Annotated in this window: 20 protein-coding genes and 2 pseudogenes; 18 read left to right on the top strand and 4 right to left on the bottom strand. The window is 66.2% G+C overall.

Annotated elements, in window-relative coordinates:
* The first annotated feature begins 15 nt into the window (after positions 1 to 15).
* Positions 16 to 1,479 (top strand): MFS transporter, encoded by a 1,464-nt coding sequence (locus BTZ20_RS01480; RefSeq protein ID WP_077040122.1) that lies wholly within the window; start codon positions 16 to 18, stop codon positions 1,477 to 1,479.
* Positions 1,480 to 1,643: 164 nt separating this feature from the next.
* On the opposite strand, the gene cqsA is transcribed toward BTZ20_RS01480, so the two are convergent.
* Positions 1,644 to 2,855, bottom strand: a complete 1,212-nt coding sequence (cqsA, locus tag BTZ20_RS01475; RefSeq protein ID WP_077040121.1) for an alpha-hydroxyketone-type quorum-sensing autoinducer synthase — start codon at positions 2,853 to 2,855, stop codon at positions 1,644 to 1,646.
* Positions 2,856 to 2,903: 48 nt separating this feature from the next.
* Between cqsA and BTZ20_RS29645 the strand changes: the two genes are divergently transcribed.
* The 6 genes and pseudogenes from BTZ20_RS29645 (at position 2,904) to BTZ20_RS01450 (ending at position 8,249) form a co-directional block, all read left to right on the top strand.
* Positions 2,904 to 3,119 carry a helix-turn-helix domain-containing protein gene (locus BTZ20_RS29645; protein ID WP_145982159.1) on the top strand — a complete coding sequence of 72 codons (216 nt, stop codon included), beginning with the start codon at positions 2,904 to 2,906 and terminating at the stop codon, positions 3,117 to 3,119.
* Positions 3,120 to 3,392: 273 nt separating this feature from the next.
* Entirely contained in the window at positions 3,393 to 4,172 is a 780-nt protein-coding gene (locus BTZ20_RS01470) for a VOC family protein (RefSeq protein WP_077040120.1), read from the top strand.
* A gap of 18 nt (positions 4,173 to 4,190) precedes the next feature.
* Positions 4,191 to 4,796: a TIGR03086 family metal-binding protein gene (locus BTZ20_RS01465; protein ID WP_077040119.1), complete on the top strand. Its 606-nt coding sequence runs from the start codon at positions 4,191 to 4,193 to the stop codon at positions 4,794 to 4,796.
* Positions 4,780 to 6,491, top strand: a pseudogene (gene ilvD / locus BTZ20_RS01460) (dihydroxy-acid dehydratase). The gene BTZ20_RS01465 and the pseudogene ilvD overlap by 17 nt, the downstream one beginning before the upstream one ends.
* Positions 6,492 to 6,495: 4 nt before the next feature.
* Positions 6,496 to 7,524, top strand: a complete 1,029-nt coding sequence (locus tag BTZ20_RS01455; protein ID WP_077043390.1) for an adenylate/guanylate cyclase domain-containing protein — start codon at positions 6,496 to 6,498, stop codon at positions 7,522 to 7,524.
* Between the two features lie 179 nt (positions 7,525 to 7,703).
* The gene (locus BTZ20_RS01450) at positions 7,704 to 8,249 is read left to right on the top strand and encodes a GNAT family N-acetyltransferase (RefSeq protein ID WP_223263568.1); all 546 of its coding nucleotides are present in this window, start codon (positions 7,704 to 7,706) and stop codon (positions 8,247 to 8,249) included.
* Between the two features lie 25 nt (positions 8,250 to 8,274).
* On the opposite strand, the pseudogene BTZ20_RS01445 reads toward BTZ20_RS01450, so the two are convergent.
* Positions 8,275 to 9,008: pseudogene (locus BTZ20_RS01445) on the bottom strand (MBL fold metallo-hydrolase).
* 52 nt (positions 9,009 to 9,060) lie between these two features.
* On the opposite strand from BTZ20_RS01445, the gene BTZ20_RS27540 reads away from it, so the two are divergent.
* Genes BTZ20_RS27540 through BTZ20_RS01415 form a run of 7 tightly spaced genes read left to right on the top strand, consistent with a single transcriptional unit; the run spans position 9,061 to position 13,189 of the window.
* A complete protein-coding gene (locus BTZ20_RS27540; protein WP_077040118.1) occupies positions 9,061 to 9,321 on the top strand; it encodes a hypothetical protein in 261 nt (86 codons plus the stop codon).
* The gene (locus BTZ20_RS29640) at positions 9,299 to 9,967 is read left to right on the top strand and encodes a site-specific integrase (protein WP_411269102.1); all 669 of its coding nucleotides are present in this window, start codon (positions 9,299 to 9,301) and stop codon (positions 9,965 to 9,967) included. Before BTZ20_RS27540 ends, BTZ20_RS29640 begins: the two co-directional genes overlap by 23 nt.
* A 10-nt stretch (positions 9,968 to 9,977) precedes the next feature.
* Positions 9,978 to 10,346 (top strand): hypothetical protein, encoded by a 369-nt coding sequence (locus tag BTZ20_RS29635; RefSeq protein ID WP_411269101.1) that lies wholly within the window; start codon positions 9,978 to 9,980, stop codon positions 10,344 to 10,346.
* Positions 10,346 to 10,534, top strand: a complete 189-nt coding sequence (locus tag BTZ20_RS26470) for a hypothetical protein (RefSeq protein WP_145982158.1) — start codon at positions 10,346 to 10,348, stop codon at positions 10,532 to 10,534. Before BTZ20_RS29635 ends, BTZ20_RS26470 begins: the two co-directional genes overlap by 1 nt.
* A 38-nt stretch (positions 10,535 to 10,572) precedes the next feature.
* Positions 10,573 to 12,366: a hypothetical protein gene (locus BTZ20_RS01425; protein ID WP_145982157.1), complete on the top strand. Its 1,794-nt coding sequence runs from the start codon at positions 10,573 to 10,575 to the stop codon at positions 12,364 to 12,366.
* On the top strand, positions 12,363 to 12,761 hold the full coding sequence (locus BTZ20_RS01420; RefSeq protein WP_077040115.1) for a hypothetical protein: 399 nt from the start codon (positions 12,363 to 12,365) through the stop codon (positions 12,759 to 12,761). Before BTZ20_RS01425 ends, BTZ20_RS01420 begins: the two co-directional genes overlap by 4 nt.
* On the top strand, positions 12,758 to 13,189 hold the full coding sequence (locus BTZ20_RS01415; protein ID WP_077040114.1) for a helix-turn-helix domain-containing protein: 432 nt from the start codon (positions 12,758 to 12,760) through the stop codon (positions 13,187 to 13,189). Before BTZ20_RS01420 ends, BTZ20_RS01415 begins: the two co-directional genes overlap by 4 nt.
* 739 nt (positions 13,190 to 13,928) lie before the next feature.
* On the opposite strand, the gene BTZ20_RS01410 is transcribed toward BTZ20_RS01415, so the two are convergent.
* Positions 13,929 to 14,858: a nucleoside triphosphate pyrophosphohydrolase family protein gene (locus BTZ20_RS01410; protein ID WP_223263567.1), complete on the bottom strand. Its 930-nt coding sequence runs from the start codon at positions 14,856 to 14,858 to the stop codon at positions 13,929 to 13,931.
* Positions 14,859 to 14,931: 73 nt separating this feature from the next.
* Between BTZ20_RS01410 and BTZ20_RS01405 the strand changes: the two genes are divergently transcribed.
* The 4 genes from BTZ20_RS01405 to BTZ20_RS01390 all read left to right on the top strand — a co-directional run bounded on the left by BTZ20_RS01405 (position 14,932) and on the right by BTZ20_RS01390 (position 17,402).
* A complete protein-coding gene (locus BTZ20_RS01405) occupies positions 14,932 to 15,210 on the top strand; it encodes an acyl carrier protein (protein ID WP_223263867.1) in 279 nt (92 codons plus the stop codon).
* A complete protein-coding gene (locus BTZ20_RS01400) occupies positions 15,207 to 15,563 on the top strand; it encodes a helix-turn-helix domain-containing protein (RefSeq protein ID WP_077040111.1) in 357 nt (118 codons plus the stop codon). The genes BTZ20_RS01405 and BTZ20_RS01400 overlap by 4 nt, the downstream gene beginning before the upstream one ends.
* Before the next feature lie 61 nt (positions 15,564 to 15,624).
* Complete coding sequence (locus BTZ20_RS01395) at positions 15,625 to 16,548, top strand: ImmA/IrrE family metallo-endopeptidase (RefSeq protein ID WP_189636564.1); 924 nt, start codon at positions 15,625 to 15,627, stop codon at positions 16,546 to 16,548.
* 56 nt (positions 16,549 to 16,604) lie between these two features.
* Positions 16,605 to 17,402, top strand: a complete 798-nt coding sequence (locus BTZ20_RS01390) for a hypothetical protein (RefSeq protein WP_077040109.1) — start codon at positions 16,605 to 16,607, stop codon at positions 17,400 to 17,402.
* Here BTZ20_RS01390 and BTZ20_RS01385 read toward each other — a convergent pair.
* Positions 17,388 to 18,494, bottom strand: coding sequence for a nucleotide kinase domain-containing protein (locus tag BTZ20_RS01385; RefSeq protein ID WP_189636563.1), 1,107 nt, complete (start codon positions 18,492 to 18,494; stop codon positions 17,388 to 17,390). The genes BTZ20_RS01390 and BTZ20_RS01385 overlap by 15 nt on opposite strands.
* Positions 18,495 to 19,390: the final 896 nt, after the last annotated feature.

Here is a 19,390-nt window from a genome sequence, read left to right as displayed (position 1 = left end):
CGTAGCGTTCGGCGCATGGACGCGCTGGGTGCGACGGTCCGCCTGCGCTCGACCAAGGGCCGCTGGGTGGTGCTCGCGACGGTCCTCGGCTCCGCGCTGGCCATGCTCGACGCGACCGTCGTCAACATCGCGCTTCCCCGGATCGGCGAAGACCTCGACACCGACGTCGCGGGCCTGCAGTGGGTGCTGAGCGGATACACCCTCACCCTGGCCTCCCTGATCCTGTTGGCGGGCGCTCTCGGCGACCGCCTCGGCAGGCGCAAGGTGTTCATCTGGGGCACCGTCTGGTTCGCCGCCTCCTCCCTGCTGTGCGGGCTGGCGCCCAGCATCGAGCTGCTGGTGCTGGCCCGGATTCTGCAGGGCATCGGGGCCGCCCTGCTGACTCCCGGCAGCCTGGCACTGCTGTCCGCCGCCATCGACCCAGACGACCGCGGCGCCGCGATCGGGCTGTGGTCCGGCCTCGGCGGGGTCGCAGGCGCGATCGGTCCGCTGCTCGGTGGCTGGATCGTCGAGGTGTCGAGCTGGCGGATGGTGTTCCTGATCAACCTCCCGCTCGCGGTCGCGGTGGTGTGGGTGGCCGCACGGCACGTCCCGGAGAGCCGCGACCCCCACGCCCACGGCCGGCTCGACGTGCTCGGCGCCGCGCTCGCCGCACTCGCCCTCGGCGCACTGACCTACGGCCTGATCGGCGGGCGGTGGGCGCCTGTCGTCCTCGGGCTGCTGCTGTTCGCGGCGTTCGTCGTTGTCGAGCGGCGCTCCGACAATCCGCTTGTCCCGCCTTTCCTGTTCCGCTCGCGGGTGTTCGTCGCCGCGAATCTGGTGACCCTGGCGGTGTACGCCGCACTCGGCGGGGTGTTCTTCCTCCTGGTGCTGCAACTACAGCTGGCGGCCGGCTACTCGCCGCTGGCCGCAGGCCTAGCCACGCTGCCCATCACCGGCCTGATGCTGGTGCTCTCGTCACGAGCGGGCCGCTTCGCCCAGCACCACGGGCCGCGCCTGCTGATGACGGTCGGGCCGCTGCTCGCCGCGGCTGGCCTGCTGCTGATGCTGCGGATCGGCCCCGGAGCCTCGTACCTGACCGACGTGCTGCCCGGCGTCCTCGTGTTCGGGCTCGGGCTGTCGGCGCTGGTGGCGCCGCTGACCGCCGCGGTGCTCACCTCGGTCTCGACCGACCGGGCCGGGATCGCGTCCGGGGTGAACAACGCCGTCGCGCGCAGCAGCCAGCTGCTCGCCGTCGCCGCGCTGCCGGGACTGGCCGGGATCGCGGGCGCGGACTACGCCGATCCGGAGGTCTTCTCGCACGGGTTCGACGTCGCGATGCTGATCTGCGCGGGCCTGCTGGTGCTCGGCGGGGTCCTGGCCGCGGCGATGATCCCGGCGGGGATCCCCGCGGTGGTCGACGAGGAATCCGTGGCCTGCCGACCGCACTGTGACATCTCGGCCCCCGCGGTGCAGCCGGAGGCGGCGTCGGGGCGCTGAACGATCCCCGACGGGTGCGTGCCTGGATGTCAGTCAGCCGATTCAGGCCACCCTGCGCCAGAAGAGAGTGACAGAGTGCGTACGCAGGGGCCATGGCACTCCGGCTTGGCCTCAAGGGCAGGGCCCAGCCGGGTCGCGATCAGCACCTTCGAGATGCCGTCATCTCAGTTGGCGATCGATTGCGCAGACTCGTCCAGGCCCCTAGGTTTCGGCGCTTCGGCGCCGAACCGGTCGCGAACCGCCGTGCATGCCCCGATGATTCGATCCACATCCGAATCGGTCAGGGCGGCGTGCAATGAGAAGCGGATGAGGGTGCGCTGTCGAGACGTGGCGGGCGGGCAGAACACCGATCCGAAAATGCCGCGCTCCTCGAGGAAGTCGCGAACTGCGAAGGTGTGAAGGTCGGGGCCGGTCTGGACCGCCACGATCTGGCTGGCCGAGTCCTCCAGGTCGAAGCCCAGCGCAGTGAGTTCACGACGAATCTTCGCGGAAACCTCGATCAACCGCTCGCGCCGCCATCCGTCTTGCCGGATGATATCCAACGTCGCCGTGAGCCCGGCAATATCGTGCGGGAGCAGTCTGGTGGAGAACACCGCAGGGTACGACTCCATCTTGAAGTACTCGGCGAAGTCGGAGTCGGGCGCGGTCACGAATCCCGCGCGACCGGCGAAGGCCCTGGACAAGCTCGCAATCCGGAAATGGACCCGGTCGGTGAGACCGAACTCGACCACCATTCCCGCGCCGTCCGGTCCGTCGGTACCAAGGGAATGAGATTCGTCGACCACCAGGACGCTGCCGGTCTCATCGGCGATGTCGCACATACTCTCGAGCGGACAGCGACTGCCGTTCGTGCTGTAGATGGAATCCACTGCAATGATTCCCGGACCGTGTTCAGCAATGCGCTCGCGTAGATTCTCCGACGAATTGTGCCGGAACGGATAGACGGGCGCACCGGCGTTCTTGGCCCCCGCCCACAGCGACATATGCGCGATATTGTCGACATAGACCGGCGTGTCGGCATCCGCGATGGACTGCAGCAGACCAGCATTCGCGTCCCAGCCCGATTGGCAGAGGATGCCCGCGGGTGCCAGCATGTGATCCGCCAGCTTCTGTTCGAACCGGATCTGCGGATGCTCACCATGCACGAACACTCCCGAGGCCAGGGGACCGCCCTGCCCTTCCAGCGCAGCGGTCATAGCTGCCGTGATCCGCGAATCGCGTGCGAGAGCAAGATAATCATTGCTGGTCAACAGCATATCGCCGGATGCAGACGGACGGCTGTGCAAGAGATGACGCCCACCCCACTCCCCGCCCACCCGGCCGTGCGTGAAGCGATTGACCCTAGTCCTGATCCGTTCTCCGATCGATGAAGCCATTGATGTCCCCTCGGCAGAAATGGCTATCAGTTTTCAAATCTATAGGAAGTGAAGCACAACACAGCAGCAGCTGTGCCAGAGCGATCCGGGATCCCACGATCGACAATCGGCAAAATTCTGGCCGGTATCCGCGCGATTGATCTGGCAGAGCTTTGCGCCCTCATCCGAGCTGTGGATACGACGCCCACCGTCCTCATGACGGCTGCGGAGGGTCGTCTCGGGGGAAAAGCGAATGATCGTCGTGGTCGTCGCGGAAGGCCATGAAATCGGACCTCGCGGGTTCGGTGTCGGCGCTGTCGGCGAGCGCACAGCGGGCACTGGAGGACTCCGCCGCCCGCGACCTGCTCGAGGCGAACAACGGGATCGCCGCAGCGGCGGCCTGCCGGCTCTACGCGGGCTGGGAAGGCCTGGAGGCCGACGTGCGGTCCGCGCTGGCACCGGCCCCGATTCGGATCGTGTTGCCCCTTCCCAAACGTCGCGGGTGCTGGAACCGTGGTCCGTGGGGCGTCGCGCCCGCACCGACCGAGAGGAGCAGCAATGCCCACCCGTTCGAGCTACAAGCAGGGAACCCCGAGCTGGGTCGACCTGTCCACCACCGATCCCGAGGCCGCGAAGGCGTTCTACGCCGGGCTCTTCGGCTGGGAGTTCGAGGACATGCCGACCGCCGACGGCGGTATCTACTCGATGGCGAAGCTGCGCGGCGAGTACGTCGCCGCGGCCTCCGCGATGCCGCCCGATGTCCCCGAGGACCTGCCGCCGGTCTGGAACACCTACCTCGCGGTCGACGACGTCGACGCGGCCACCGCACGGGCGACCGCCGCAGGCGGCACGGTACTGGCAGGCCCCTTCGACATCGACCCGTCGGGCCGGATGGCGTATGTCGTCGACCCGGTCGGCGCCGCGGTCGGCCTGTGGCAGGCAGGCACCCACATCGGCGCGGGACTGGTCAACGAGGCGGGCACGTTGATCTGGAACGAGCTGATCACCGCCGCACCGGAAAAGGCGCTCCCGTTCTACGAGGCCGTGCTCGGCCTCACCGGGACCACCACGGACATGGAGGGCGGGCAGTACACGGTCCTCCAGGTCGGCGAGGATCAGGTCGGCGGCTGTGCCCGGCCGCGGATGCCCGGCGTCCCCGCCCACTGGCACGTGTACTTCGCCACCGAGAACGCCGATGACACCGTCGCGGCGATCAAGGCGGCCGGCGGCAAGGTGGTGGCCGAGCCGTTCGACGTGCCCGAGGTCGGCCGGATGGCCGTGGTCGCGGACCCGCAGGGCGCGGTCTTCAGCGTGATCCAGCCGCCGGCCGGGCAGTGAGAACCCGAGGAGCCTGACATGGCGCTGGGATGGCTGGAGCTGCAACGCCGCTCCCACGTCGAGTTCGGGACCCGCATCGAGGCGGTCACCGACTGGTCCGCCCCCACCCCCGACACCGACTGGGACACCGAGCAATTGGTGCGGCACGTGATCACCGAGCAGCAGTGGGTGCTGCCACTGGTCGGCGGGCTCACCGTCGCGAAGGCGCAGGCGCACGTGCACCCACTCGGGGACGATCTCGTCGAGGAATGGCGACGCTACTCGGGACTGGCGACCGCGGCGTGGGCCGTGGCGCCGCCCGCCACCCTCGTGCACCTCTCGTACGGCACCGTGCCGCTCGAGCGGTACCTACGGGAGCAGGTGTTCGACGTGACCGTGCACAGCTGGGACCTGGCCCGGGCGGCAGGCCTCGACGAGAGCCTCGACCCCGAACTGGTCGCCGCCGTCTGGGAGGAGGCCGACGCGCAGCGCGAGATGTTGAGTGCCAGTGGACTGTTCGCACCTCCCGTCACCGTGCCGGACGACGCCCCGCTGCAGGTGCGCCTGCTGGCCCTGACGGGACGCGACGCCCGTTCCGCGCCCACACCGGACCGACCGGAGGATGATGATGACCGTGCCCACTGACCCGAACGCCCCCGACATCAAGCCCCGCAGCCGCGACGTCACCGACGGCCTCGAGAAGACCGCCGCGCGCGGCATGCTGCGAGCGGTCGGCATGGGCGACGACGACTGGGGCAAGTCGCAGATCGGGGTGGCGTCCTCCTGGAACGAGATCACCCCGTGCAACCTCTCGCTCGACCGGCTCGCCAAGGCCTGCAAGGACGGCGTGTTCGCGGGCGGTGGCTATCCGCTCGAGTTCGGCACCATCTCGGTCTCGGACGGCATCTCGATGGGGCACGAGGGCATGCACTTCTCGCTGGTCTCCCGCGAGGTCATCGCCGACAGCGTGGAAACGGTGATGCAGGCCGAGCGGCTCGACGGCTCGGTCCTGCTCGCCGGCTGCGACAAGTCGCTGCCGGGGATGCTGATGGCCGCCGCACGCCTCGACCTGGCCAGCGTGTTCCTGTACGCCGGCTCGATCCTGCCCGGCATCGCAAAGCTGTCCGACGGCAGCGAGCGTGAGGTGACGATCATCGACGCGTTCGAGGCGGTCGGCGCGTGCTCGCGCGGCCTGATGAGCCGCGAGGACGTGGACGCCATCGAGCGGGCCATCTGTCCCGGCGAGGGCGCCTGCGGCGGGATGTACACGGCCAACACGATGGCAAGCGCGGCCGAGGCGATGGGCATGTCGCTGCCCGGCAGCGCGGCACCCCCGCCACCGATCGGCGTCGCGACGGCTACGCCCGGCGCAGCGGCGAGGCCGTGGTGGAACTGCTCCGACGCGGGATCACCACCTCGGACATCATCACGAAGGAGTCGCTGGAGAACGCGATCGCGGTGGTGATGGCCTTCGGTGGGTCCACCAACGCGGTGCTGCACCTGCTCGCGATCGCCCACGAGGCGAATGTCGACCTGAGCCTGGACGATTTCGCCCGCGTCGGCGCCCGCGTCCCGCACCTGGCCGATGTGAAACCCTTCGGCAAGCACGTGATGACGGACATCGATCGCATCGGCGGCGTGCCGGTGATGATGAAGGCCCTGCTCGACGCGGGTCTGCTGAACGGCGACTGCCTGACCGTCACCGGGCGCACCGTGGCGCAGAACCTCGCCGACATCACCCCGCCCGACCCCGACGGCAAGGTGATTCGGGCGATGAGCGCGCCGATCCACCCGACCGGCGGCATCACGATCCTGAGCGGGTCGCTGGCCCCTGGCGGCGCGGTCGTCAAGTCGGCCGGTTTCGAGTCCGACGTGTTCACAGGCACGGCAAGGGTTTTCGATCGTGAACGGGCCGCCCTCGACGCCCTCGAGGACGGCACCATCACCGCGGGCGACGCCGTCGTGATCAGGTACGAGGGACCCAAGGGCGGGCCCGGCATGCGCGAGATGCTCGCGATCACCGCGGCCATCAAGGGCGCGGGCCTTGGCAAGGACGTGCTGCTGCTCACCGACGGCCGCTTCTCCGGCGGCACCACCGGGCTGTGCGTCGGGCACGTGGCACCCGAGGCCGTCGACGGCGGCCCGATCGCGTTCGTGCGCGACGGCGACCAGATCCGGCTCGATGTGGCGTCCGGACGGCTGGACGTGATGGTCGAGGAGACCGAGCTGACACGGCGGGCGGAGGGCTGGGCGCCGCTGCCGCCTCGCTACACCAGGGGCGTGCTGGCCAAGTACTCGAAGCTGGTCGGTTCGGCGTCGCGCGGAGCCGTGTGTGGCTGAGGACATGCCTGGTGGCCACCCCACCCCCAACGAATACGCACTGATCCAGGCCGAGGTGGAGCGGAACCTGCTCGGCGGCGCGGTCAAATACACGCGCGGGCAGGCCACCGCGGTGGCCGGTGTGCCCCTCGAACGCGCGCAACGGCTGTGGGTGGCGATGGGTTTCGCGGTGGACTCGAACCCGGACACGCCGATGTTCACCGATGCGGACGTCGACGCCCTGCGCACCATCACCTCGCTCGTCGACATGGGGATCATCGACGAGGAGCTGGAGGTGCCGGTGACCCGCGCGCTCGGCCAGTCCTTCGCGCGGCTGGCCGAATGGCAGCTCGGGCTGCTCAACAGCCACATCCTCGACCGAGTGAAGCAGTCGGGCGGATCCGAGCAGGCCGACGTGCTCGCGGTCGCGGCGCAGGCGACCCTGGTCGCCGAGCAGATGCTGCCTGCGCTGGAGAAACTTCAGTCGTACGTGTGGCGCAGGCACCTCGCCTCCAATGCTGCGCGGTTCCTCGACAGCGCGGGCGACGGCTCCGACAGCCGCACCCTGGTTGTCGGATTCGCGGACATGGTCGGCTACACCAGCCTGACCCGGCGCATCGACATCGACGAACTGACCCGCCTGCTCGAGGACTTCGAGTCGACCGCGATGACAGTGATCAATCAGGGCCGCGGCTGGGTGATCAAGAACCTCGGCGACGAGGTGATGTTCGCGGTCGAGGACCCCGCAGACGCTGCGCGGATCGCGCTCGCGCTGCAGGATGCCGCCCTCGCCACCGTGGACCTGCCCGCCCTGCGGGTGGGCCTGGCCATGGGCCCGGTGCTGCTGAGATTCGGCGATGTGTACGGGTCCGTGGTGAACATCGCTGCGCGCCTGACGAGTTCGGCCCGGCCCGGCGCCGTGCTCGTCGACGCCACGCTCGCGACCGCACTGGAGGGCGACGACGACCTCCAGCTCAGGTCGCTGCGATCGCTGCGCGTGCGTGGGTTCAGCCGCCTCAAGGCGTACGCGCTGCGGCGGGCGCGCGACGCCTGAACCGGACCGTCGCCGAGCGTCAAATCTGTATTCACCGGCCCGTCACCTCCGACCTGCACACTGCGGCCCATGCCAGCAGTACGACCCCCGGTTGCACCCCTTCGCGGCCGGTACATTTGTCTCGAACCCCTTTCTCCCGCAGACCTTCCCGAGCTCTGCACGGCGATAGCAGACCCCGCGTGTTCGCGGGCGGCTTCGGCGGAGGCAGCGCGGGCTACCGGGCCGACCGGGACGACTTCCTGGCCTGGGCGAGGGAGTACCTGCAGTTCGACCGCTGCAACGTCTACGGCGTCCGGATCCGTGGTGGCGCGCACGACGGCGCCCTCGTCGGTACCACCTCCCTCGGCGACTTCGACGAGGCCACCGAATCCGCCCACATCGGCTGGACCGCCTACGACCCCCGGGTCTGGGGCAGCGCGGTCAATCCCGAGGCGAAGCTCCTGCTGTTCGGGCTCGCCTTCGAGAGCGGCTTCGGCAGAGTCAAGATCCAGGCAGATGCCGCGAACGTCCGCTCGCGCTCGGCCATCGAGCGGCTCGGCGCCGTGCTCGAGGGAGTGCACAGGCGGGACAAGCGGAGAGCGGACGGCGCGTGGCGCGACACCGCCATCTACTCGGTGCTGCACGCGGAATGGCCCGCCGTGCGGTCCGCACTGCACGCGAGGCTCGATGCGCGCGGGGGCGAACCCATCGGATACCGGACCGTCGACGAAGCGCTCACCGCCTGATCGACCGGTCAGCGGGCCGCCGCGTTCACCCCTGCCCGCGCAGTCGCTCCCCCTCTGCCTCGAGGCGCTCCTCGTAGGCCGCCGCCAGCTCGCGCAGCGCGCCTGCGCAGTCGCCGGTGTACGCGGGTCCGTGCATGAGCCCGAGTGTCCGGGGCGCGAGGTCGGCCAGCCCCCGGATGGTCGGGCCGAGGGTGGGGGTCAGCGCCGTCGCGTGGCCCATCTCCTCCCCGCCAGCGCGGGGCCGACGATCTCGCTGTCGGTGACGGCGGGGTGGCGGCCGAACGCCGTGAACAGGTCTCCGCACAGCAGCGTCGACGTCGTCTCCTCGTACACCAGGCAGGCGTCCCACCCGTGCGGCACGTGCGGGGTGTCGATGTGGCGCACGCGCCGAGCGCCCACCTCGATCACCTCGCCGTCCTGCAGCGGCCGGGGCCGCCGGTCCGCCAGATCGTCCACCTGAACAAAACAACTCAGCGCGCCGTGGGCCACCTCCGCGTGCGGCGCGGCCGCCAGCCACGAGTTCATCGACCCGCACTCGTCGGCCTCGACGTGGCCGAACGCGATCCACCGCAGCCGGTCGAGCGGGAGCACCCGGCCGACCGCCGCGGAGGTGAACGGGAACAGCGCGCGCTGGCCCATGTGGAACAGCAGGGGTTCGTCGCCGTCGATCAGGTACTCGTTCATGACCAGGTTGGCGTCGCTGACGTAGGTCGAGAATCGGTAGACATCCGGTGCAATCTCGGTCGTCTCAGTGTTTATCCGTGCAGGGTGATTGCGTCTCACTGTGTCAGTGGACCGTACGGTTCGGCGCATGGAAATCTTCTTCACCGACTCGGTATCGCTTGCGGACCCGGTTCCGGGCATGGTCGAGGACGAGCTCGCCCGGCAACGCGCCGGGGTGTTTGCAGGGCGCTTCGTGCCGGAGCAGATGCCGTTCGTGCTCAACGGCAACGGCTCGTATCATTCGGCGCTCAACAGCTTCTTCCGGTCTTTGCCGACATCGGCGGTACGTTTCGCGGCGAAGCTGGCGGGCCTATGCGCTAGATCTGGTGACGTGGGCCCGGTTCCTTGAGGAGTGCCGGGACGGACGCGGGCTGCTGGAGGCTGATCGTGCTGATCTGGAGGCGTTTCACGCCGCCCGTCGGCTATCGGAGCCACCGTATCGGTGTTCGGGTGAGGCGTGGAACCGATGTACGGCTGCGCTGGAGAAGTTCTATCGGTGGGCGCTGGCGGAGGGACTACTTCCTGCTCCCCCGTTTGGGTTCACACAGCAGCAGCCGTCCGGGTCGGTGGCGGTGGTGAAGGCGCGGGAAAAGGCCACCCGGCACCACGGCGACGTACGGTTCCTGTCACTACCCCGCTATACCGGGTTCCGGGATGTCGGCCTACGTGGATTGTTGCCGACCGGAGCCGAGGACGCCGAGTTTGTCAGCCGCTGTGGCGGGCGCAACGCGGCTTTCGCTGACCTGTGCGTCGCAACCGGGTTGCGGCCAGAGGAAGCCAACAGCCTGCTCGCGTGCGAACTGCCGCCTATCGACACGAGCGAGGGGTGCCCAGTCAGCCCGGTTCGAGCTGGCCGCGCTGACGACGAAGGGAGACCGCGGCCGAGCAATCCGTATCCCGCACCGGGTGTTGCAGAGAGTGCGCGGCTATATCGATGCCGAACGCGCAGTCGCCGTTCAACGCGCGGACGCGCGCGGGTGGCCGGCGGGGCGTAGGTGGTTGCTGGTGCGCAGCCCGGATCGCCGCGGCGGCCAGCTATGGCAGGGCGAGGACTGCTGGGCGACGGTGCGTTGGGCGGACCTCGGACCGGATGAGCGTGCGCGGCTGATGGAGGTCGACTGCGCCGGAAAGATGGTGGGGCCGCTTGCGTTGTGGTTGAGCGAGCGAGGGGCGCCGATGGCGGCACGGTCGTGGGAGTCGGTGTTCGAGCGGGCCGGCCTCCGCTGCCGGGGTCTTGGCCTGGACATCGAGGCGAGCCCGCACACCCTGCGGCACACCTTCGCTGTCCATCTGCTCACCCAATTGGTGCGTCAACAAATTTCCGCGATGCACGCCGGAGCAAATGATCTGCGGCTCGGCGCCTATCGGAGGTAATGGGAGATCCATTGGCGCACTTACAAAAACTGCTCGGTCACGCTTCGGTGACCACCACTCATGTCTATCTCGATTCGATCGGCGAGGCCCAGGAATTGATCGATGAGGCCGTCTCAGACCTCGCCGACCGAGCCGCTGACACCGAGCTACCCGAATTGGTCGCCGAGACTGGGGCGTTCGCCTCATGACCGGCCGCCGCCGCGTTCGCTTCCCTTCGGCTCCGAATGTGCCCACGGCACCGATGCCGGAGGAGGACATACCGCCGTTGGTGTTCGAGATCCGATTTCCCGACAGCCCGGGCTGCGAGGTGGACTTGACCGAGGTGGCGTGTGCGAGGCTGATTCGGGACCTGGCGACCGCTCTACGACAGCTGGCGCAGGTCGGCGGCCGGATTTCGGCACGCCCCACGGTCTACGTGTATGTGAACGCGCTCAAGAAGCTTGACGCGTTCGTGGCCGCACGAAACGCTCAGCCCGACCAGCTCGAGCTGAGCGAGTTGGCCCCGAGCCTGCTCGATGCGTTCGAGGAACACCTGTACACGGAAATACCCGTCGATCGGACCGCCTACGGGTTCCTTGGCGCGCTGGTCGCGATGCTGCGTCACGTGCGAGACACCGACCCGGACCGGCTACACCCTCAGATGCCGCTGCGATTGCGGTTCATCGGCCACCGCCGCTACCCGCGGCCTCGACCCGGTCTCGACGCCTATCCGCCGGAGGTTGTGGCGGCGCTGCGGGCGGCGTGCCGCGAACATCTGCGGGCGGCGGTCACCCGCATCACGGTCACCGGTGAGCGGCTCCTGGCCGCCGGTGTCGACCCGCGGGTCGGCGGCTGGGATGTGGAGGCGAACCTGCTGTGGGAGATCGAACGGTGCGGTGCGCTCAGCGACGCCGAATTCACTCGCGCGGCGGGCCGGACCGTCCGGCGCGGGGTTTCACTGATGCGTCTGCACGAGCTGCTCTACCCCACCGAGATGGATCTCGCCGCGGCCGCGATCCTGCTGATCCTCGACACCGGACTCGAGCCCGAAGCGGTGCGGGCCCTGCGTGCGGACTGCCTGCGCAACCCGGCACACAGCTTTGTCGAGATCGACTACCTCAAGCGACGCCGCCACAGCGAGGAACACAACCGGTTGCGGGTGCGCGACGGAAATGCAACCATCCCTGGAGGGTTGGTGCGGCTGGTGCTGCGGTTGACCCGTCGCGCCCGCGTCCACGTGGCCGGTTCGGCGGCGCTGTGGATCAGCTACCAAGGCAAAGGAAACGGTCGGCTGGCGGTCAGCAAGGTACCAGTACGTGACTACAGTGGGGCCGCCACGCTGGCGCAACGATCCGGTCTGATCGAGAACGGGCGCCCGCTGTCGATCGACTTCCGGCGGCTCCGCAAGAGCTACAAGGCGGAGTTCTACCGCGCGACCGGCGGGCAGCTGCCGTTGCTTGCCCGCGGGCACTCGAACGAGGTGGCGGCCGCCCGCTATGCCGACATCCCGGCGCTGCGGGACATTCACGAAGGCGCGATCGTCGACGGGCTTACCGAGGCCCTCACCGATGCGGTGCAACTGCGGGTGCTCACGGCCGACGACGAACAGCATCTGACCGCGCATCCTGAGCAGGCGCCCCAGGTTGCAGGCGTCGACGCGGGGCAACTCGGCTCGCTGCTCGCGGGTGAGAAGGACTTGTGGCTCTCGGCGTGCCGCGACTTCACCGACTCACCGTTTGCAGCCAAGGGCACCCCTTGCCCGGTGCCGTTCTGGACATGCCTGGACTGCTCCAATGCGATCGTCACCAGCCGCACGCTGCCCGCCATTCTTGCCTTTCTCGACCACCTGCATGCGCAGCGCGAGCAGATGCCCGCCGATGCATGGGAAGCGGTGCACGGCGGCACCTGGAGACGGATCCACACCCAGATCCTGCCCGCGTTTCCCGCAGACGTTGTCACGATGGCCAAGGCGATCGCCGAGTCCGAGGCACCGCTGCGCCACCTGCCTCCGCGGGCCGGCGGAATCGGGGCCCGCGAGTGAGCACACCGCTGCCGCCCGAACATGGACAGCTTCTGCGTTCGGAGCACGTCACGGACACGACCCGGCGGGCGATGCTCGCCAACAGCGCCCGCACCTACTACCCGGGCGTACTCAACGATTGCTACTTCGACCCGGCCGCCGCGCTATGCCTGCAACAATCGACCACCACCGCCGACACGAAGGCAAAGCCCGGCGCAAACCACTGCCAGCCCGGAGTGTGCCGCAACTCCTGTGTCACCGACCGGCACGCACCCGCCATCCGCACCGTCGTCGACAACGCCCGCGACCTGCTGACAATCCAACGGCTCTCTTCGCCGCAACGCGCAGCGCTACACCAGGAGATCGCCACCATGACTGCTCTGCTCAAACCACTCACCGCGCAGGATGATGCGTGAGCGGCGTCAGCGCCGACAGCGCGGCCGCACTCGACAACGCCCTCCAACGGCTGCTCGGCGGACAACCTCTGCGCACCGATGGGGCGCTTACCGTCACCAACCTTGCCCGTGAGGCCGGTGTCTCCCGCGCCACCGCCAACCGCGCCACCGACACCCTGGCGCGGCTCCGAGTTGCACTGGCCGCCCGCGCCGAACCGGACAATACCAGCGCACCCACCATAATGCGGGAGCGAATCAAACAACTCGAAGCCGAACTCGCCCAACGCAAACGCGACGAGAACCAGGACATCCTCGAACTACGCCGCAGAGCACACATCCTCGCGCAGCACGTCCAGGCCCTCACCCTCGACAACGACGCACTACGCAAAGCCCTCGCCAACCAGAATGTTCTCCTCCGGATGCCCGATGTACGTCAAGCACCTCCATAGGGTGTTCACCCATCAGCGCTGTTGGGTTCACCTATTGCCTCAGCAGGCCCCGATGTCGAACGAAATTTCCTGGAATCGGACCGTCAGTCGCTGTAAGTCGTGGCGGAGGCCAGGCGACAAGTCGAATACCGCTCCCTTGGTGGGCCGATCGTGCCTGTGGTCGCGGGATATAGTCGGATATCCCAAGTCACAGGTCGAAGGTCACCGGAATGCGCCGATTCCGGGAGGCCGGAAAATGCGTACCCGCGACGCAGGTGCAGCCGGTTCGACTTGAGATCTCCGAACAGTGATTCGATTCCCACTCTCCGGCGGTACGAGTTGGCCCACTCCTCGTAACCGTGCTGGAACGGCATCCGAATGTTCGGCAGATCCTCGTCGCAGAGGGTCACGGTCTTGGCGCAGCCGCACTCCTGACGGGGGCAGAGTTGGTCGCAATACACAGTCGGCTTCTCTTAGCCTGTCGCATCGACTTCGGGACCAGGGGGCTCCAGACGTGTTGAAGATCCTCACGTTGCTGATCAGGCCGGGCGGCAATCCACCAGCAAAACGCGAAATGTTCGGATCCGGAACGCACCGATGTCCAGGCATCGTCTCGTCGGGTTCGCGCTCGCGGCAATGAACCTGAGGAACCTCCGTACCTTGAGCGGAACCAACTTGATCCCCTGAAAGTTGCTAGGCGGACGGGTACCCGTCCGTCCGCGCAGTCCCCCTAGTTAGGTCCTCGACACTGATCACAAGGTCATCGGGCATCAAACGCTCCTTCCGTGAGAGTTCGCGGCTGGGTGTAGGTCAAACTTTGTGTGGCGGAGTCGAATTCGACAGATCCTCCGTCATGTTCTACGAGTTGACGAAAGACTTCGTAGCCGTCGAGGATTGCGGCCTCCCAGTCGGCCGCCGACCTGACTCCTGCTTCAGTCCGTGCGACGAGAAGTTTGATCATATCGAGCAGTTGCTGGTCGAGATGCTCGATTTCATCTAGGTAGTTGTGGTCTGTTGCGTACGCGAACACCAGCGCGGAGACACCTTCTTCGATGACGATGGCGCGTCCGCCGTCCTCCGCTTCGTCGATGTCGAGGTTGCTCTTGCGCTTGCGTTTGAGCAGGGCCCGTGTCACGGGCGACCACCCCAGGTGGACTGCAAACGCGAGGTGGAAGACGTCGTGGAAGCGATATCCATCTTCCGTCCCTGACGAGTCGGTGAGAACGTCACCGCACTGCTGGCCGTCAAACCGCACCCGTACGGTAGGTCGCCCGTGCTCGTTGCGGCCCGGCTCGAATTCGTAGGTCCCTCGGCGCGGCAGCCGCTCCTCAGGCTTCATCGATGCGTCGAGCTGATCAATGGGCGACCTCAGCCAGCGACTGCGGGTCTTTTCGAGGTTGGCTTCGGCGACCTCATTGAGGTCGAGGTCGAGCTTGTTGGCCAGCGTCGCCAGGTACCAGAGGACGTCGCCCATTTCTTCGCGCATCTTGAGCTTCCACGTGAGATGGGAGCCCTTGTCTCTCAGGTGCTTCTTGTACTGGGCGAGAACCGACCCGGCCTCGCCGCCGAGCCCGAGGAGGTGCACGGCGATGTCGGCGAGTTCTCGGTCCGGACGCTGGTCGGTTGCTCTGGTCTTGTCCTGGTACTCCGCGAACTCCATAAATCCCCCTGATTGATTTTCGAACGTCACTTGTCGGATTGTCCGACACTGTTCTATCATCAGACAGCGATGTCGGCAAGGACGACAGGGAGGTTGTGTGGCGATGAACCAGGATGCGTTGGAGAACGAGATTGTCGGGCTGCTCGCGGCGAATATGAGTCGCAACGCGGATGAACTCGATGCCGAGCTACGGGCACTGGGGCAGGAGATGCCAGTGGACTCCCTCCTGTCGGTCGAGTTGATCGTCGAGTTGGAGATGCGTTACGGCATCACGATCCCGATCAACGAAGACACCGCAGATGCGCTTCGGTCGGTGAGGCTTTTCGCTCAGTTGGTGGGCGAACTCATCCCGGCGCAGCGGAATTCTGAGGAGAGCGCGTGAGCGAGAACGACGAGTGGGTCACGCTGGGGTCGAGGTTGCGTGAGGTGCGCGAGTACCTGAACTTCTCCCAGCAGTACGTTTCCGCGGCCATCGGGATGCAACGCAGCGCGATCAGTGATGTTGAGCGAGGCCAACGGAAGGTTGACAGCCTCGAGCTTCGGAAGCTCGCACGGTTGTACGGCTACCCCGTCAGCCACTTTCTCGCGGAGGACGATCTGGAGGCCGTCGAACCTCCAGGCGCGGCATTGGCCCGTGCCATGGTCGACCTGACCGAGGATGACCAGGATGAGGTCCTCAAGTTCGTCCAGTTCCTGAAGTTCAATGCCGCATCGAAACGTCCGGGTGAACGCTGATGTCCCCAGCTGTTGACGTCGAGAACCACGTGAACCTTGCAACAAGGGCAGGCAAATGGGGATGACATGGGCGGATGCCCACAGGCTCGCGAACATCGCTGCAGCCAAGGCTCATGCCCAACTCGGCATCGACCCAGGCAAGCTTCCGATCGACGTGGCCGAGGCGATCATGGCTTCTGGCGCCATCTTGATGTGGCGTCCGATGCCTCGCCTTTTCGGCGTCTACATCAACGACCCGGGGTCAAGCCCCGGGATACTCGTCAACTCCGACTTGACCCCGGGTGCTCGACGCTTCACCGCGGCTCACGAGCTAGGGCACCATTTTCTCGAGCACACGACATGCACGGATGAGGCGGACTGCCCGTCCACAATGCCGACTGGCGACGATTCTATCTATTCACTTCGCGAGCGACGGGGGTGGACTCCTACGGAGAAGATGGCCGAAGCTTTCGCGGCGTGGTTCTTGATGCCCCGCCGCGCAGTGTCCTCCGCACTGCGGGTACTCGCCCTTGACCGTCCACGCGATGCCACCGATGTCTATCGGCTCTCGCTGATGCTCGGCGTTCCCCACGCGGCCATCCTGCGTCACCTGATGAACCTGCGCCTGGCAACGAGCGACCAAGTCCGCCGATGGAGTCGCGAATCTCCCGGACAGATTAAGCGCCGCCTCGACAACAACCTAGGCATGCCCGCGAGTAGGTGGCCCGATGTGTGGACCCTCACCCCCGCGTTCGACGGACGAACGATCACAGTCCACGACGGCGACCGACTGTGTGTCCGCGTCGCCGCCGGGTATGACGTGACCGCGCCTGACTGGTTGCCCGAAGTCGCCGCCACCGCCGCCGGCGATGGGGGACCTTCCATGTCCTCGAGCGCGACGGCAAGGTCAGCGGAATCGGTTCGGTCACCGTGTCTGATGGTTCGTCAGATCCGAGGTCCGGGTACACCGTTCAGCTGGATGCGCCCAACCCACCTCTCGGGCTAGACCGCAGGTGGCTCGAATGAGCCGCGCCAACGTCCGCATCACCTGGTAGGAGAACAATGGCAACGAAGGTAGACGATGGCCTGGTCGTCGCTGACTCTGTGTCGGAAGGATGGCTGGGGGCAGTGCAAGCAGTCCACGAGCAATCCGACCACAAGATGCTTCAGCTGATCACCCGGATCCGCGCGCCGCATGTCGAAGTCCCCGCGATCCGTCGAGAGATCGACTCATTCCTCGAGGCGCTGGGCCGCGACCCGGTCGAGACAGTCGCCAACACGATCTTCCCCCAACAGTTGGCCCAAGCCTCCGGCGACATCGGGGCACTAGTCACGCGCTACCGACGGATGTACCCGACCATCACAAAACTGAGCAACGACAACCGCCGCGGCACATACTTCGGTCGACTCGTCGCCCACCCTGGCCGGAAGACACCCGTCGATCAGCTCGGCCAACTGGCCGCCAAAATTCAGACCGAGCGGGCAAAAACCGGCCCCATGAAGGCACGGTACGAGCTGTCTGTTGCCGGTCCATCCGATGCCGGCACCGACCATGGAAGTGTCGACGTCTACGACCCCGACTCAGACAGCAAGGCACTGATGGGTTTTCCGTGCCTGTCGTTCTGTTCGTTTCAACTCGACGGCGACTCGCTGCACCTCGTCGCCCACTACCGCAGCCAATACCTCATCCAGCGCGGCTACGGAAACTACCTCGGGTTAGCGCGCCTCCAGGCGTACCTGGCGCAGCAGACAGGAACACAGCCAGGACAACTCACCGTCGTTGCAGGCCTGGCCACCCTCGACGAAGGAAAGCGCAAGATCACGGACTTCCTTCGCCGGTTCGAATCAGGACTGTGGTAGCAAAGGCTGATCGCTGGCGATTCGACCACTCGAGATCGCCGTCTCAGTCAGCAGGCCCCACTTAGGTGGGAACCACGGTTCCACGGGCTCGGCAAGGGGAGCGAACTTCTGCTTGATTTTGGTACGGCCACTGACTCCCGTGATGTCCGGGTGCGCAACGCGTGCGTACTTGTCAACTTCGCAGAACAGATTTTGGCAGTCGATGAGTTGCAGCGGACGGCCAGCGAGGCCGTCGAAACGTAGTCCGAGCCTGCGAAATTGCGCTTCTTGAGTATCGGCCATGTACCGGATGATCTCTGCCTCTAACCCTCGGGAGCGCGGCCCGAAACACTTGCGGATCCCGTCCCGCGCACCCGGCCCGGGAACAACGAAGTCCATTTCGTCGAAGTCGGTCACGGTCGAGTAGTTGACGTCGATCAAGTACTGATATGCAAGGAAATCCCCAATCGCCGGGTAGGCGCGGATCACCCGGTACGCCTCCTCCATTGTGGCTGCGGCCTGGAGTTTCTCGACAATCTCGGAGTTCATCATCTTCTGGAGAAGGCGAAGGTGATTGGTGTGCTTCCTCGTGGCACCCAGGGCTGGAGGAGGCACCACGTAGGCCGCCGAGTACAGGCGGGTCTTGTTGTTGAATGCCTCGGTGAGGACCTTGTCGTACAACGTGACGTCAAACGATGACCACGCGATCTCTCCGACAGTTCCTTCGAGCAGTTCCCAGGTGGAGATTCGGTTGAAGAACTTAAACAGCAGCACTCGGAACACGACCTCGCGAGGCTCCTGGCTACCCCGATATGCGACATTGCGGATCAAGTACTGGCTCACTCGATCTGCGGCGCGATAGCAGTTCGTGAACCTGTGATCACGCAAGATGGCGTCTGACGTCCACGGCCCTTGCAACCTCGATTGGCGAGCTTCATAGATCGCGTGCCGTTTCGCCGCGAACCGCCAGTAGGTGTCGAACACTGGTGTCGGTTCGAGCCCGAGATCCGCCAATGGATCAGACGCGTCTGCCAGGCCGCCTCGAACCCTGGCCTGTACCCGTTGGCTCCGGGCGACGCCTTTCGGATTCACTGCGACGCACTGCGAACGCATTGGAGCCTCCCGCGAAATCTACGACTTGCCGTCTCGTTATAACATACATCAAGAATCATGAAACATGAAACATGATAGTTGAGTAGAGGACTCCAGTGTGGACGCGAACTTGATCAGCCGATTGTTTTTCGGGCGGGCGTGTCGGCTACCACTCGCGATCTGGATCTTGCATCTCGAGGGTGGCCGCTTCTACCAGTCCGAGCCGCCCCGGTCGATCGCTCCACAGACGGCGATCACGCAAGAGTTGTCCAGATTTGTCGAGTTGGGGCTTCTGCACGAGGAACGTTCAGGCTCGGAGCACCGCGTCTACTACTTGAGGACTACTAGTCCGCTGTGGGGAATCATCGAAGCTTGCGTAGACCTGGTCTCCGACCAGGTGGCTGCGCCCCAGTGACCAACGCTAAGAACTTTAGGCCCGGCATTCGATAGACCCATAGGGTCAACGAACAAGCTGGTCGTGCCCGCTACCGAGGGTTTCGAGCGGTCATTGACAGACGCGCTTTCGGCGACGTCGCGGACTGAACGGGTGCGCAGCATCGAGCAAGCGATCAAGTCGCGACCACGGCGCCTTCACCACGACCTGAACCGTCGCCGACAGTCACGCGCCGCCGGCCCCCCGTAAGCCCAACGCGACAATTGAAAACCGAAGGGAGATCGCAATGAGTCCCGTGAGCTGGAGGACCGACTCGCACGACTGGACCGCATTCTAGCAGCTAAAGCCCCTTCTCAATGACTGCCAATCGTAGCGAGAGATTGCCAGCGTGACAGAATCTCAGTACGATTTCTTGGCATGAGCGGGAGTAAGACGACACCAGGGGCATACCTGGAGAGAATGCCGACCGGGAAGTTTGTGCATGTCGACAAGCTACCCGGAACTCCCGCAGCTGCTAGCAGCG

Source organism: Rhodococcus sp. MTM3W5.2 (assembly GCF_001984015.1).
GTDB lineage: Bacteria > Actinomycetota > Actinomycetes > Mycobacteriales > Mycobacteriaceae > Rhodococcus_G > Rhodococcus_G oryzae.
The sequence above is the reverse complement of the archived record's forward strand: the minus strand, read 5'-3'. Positions and strand labels throughout refer to the sequence as shown.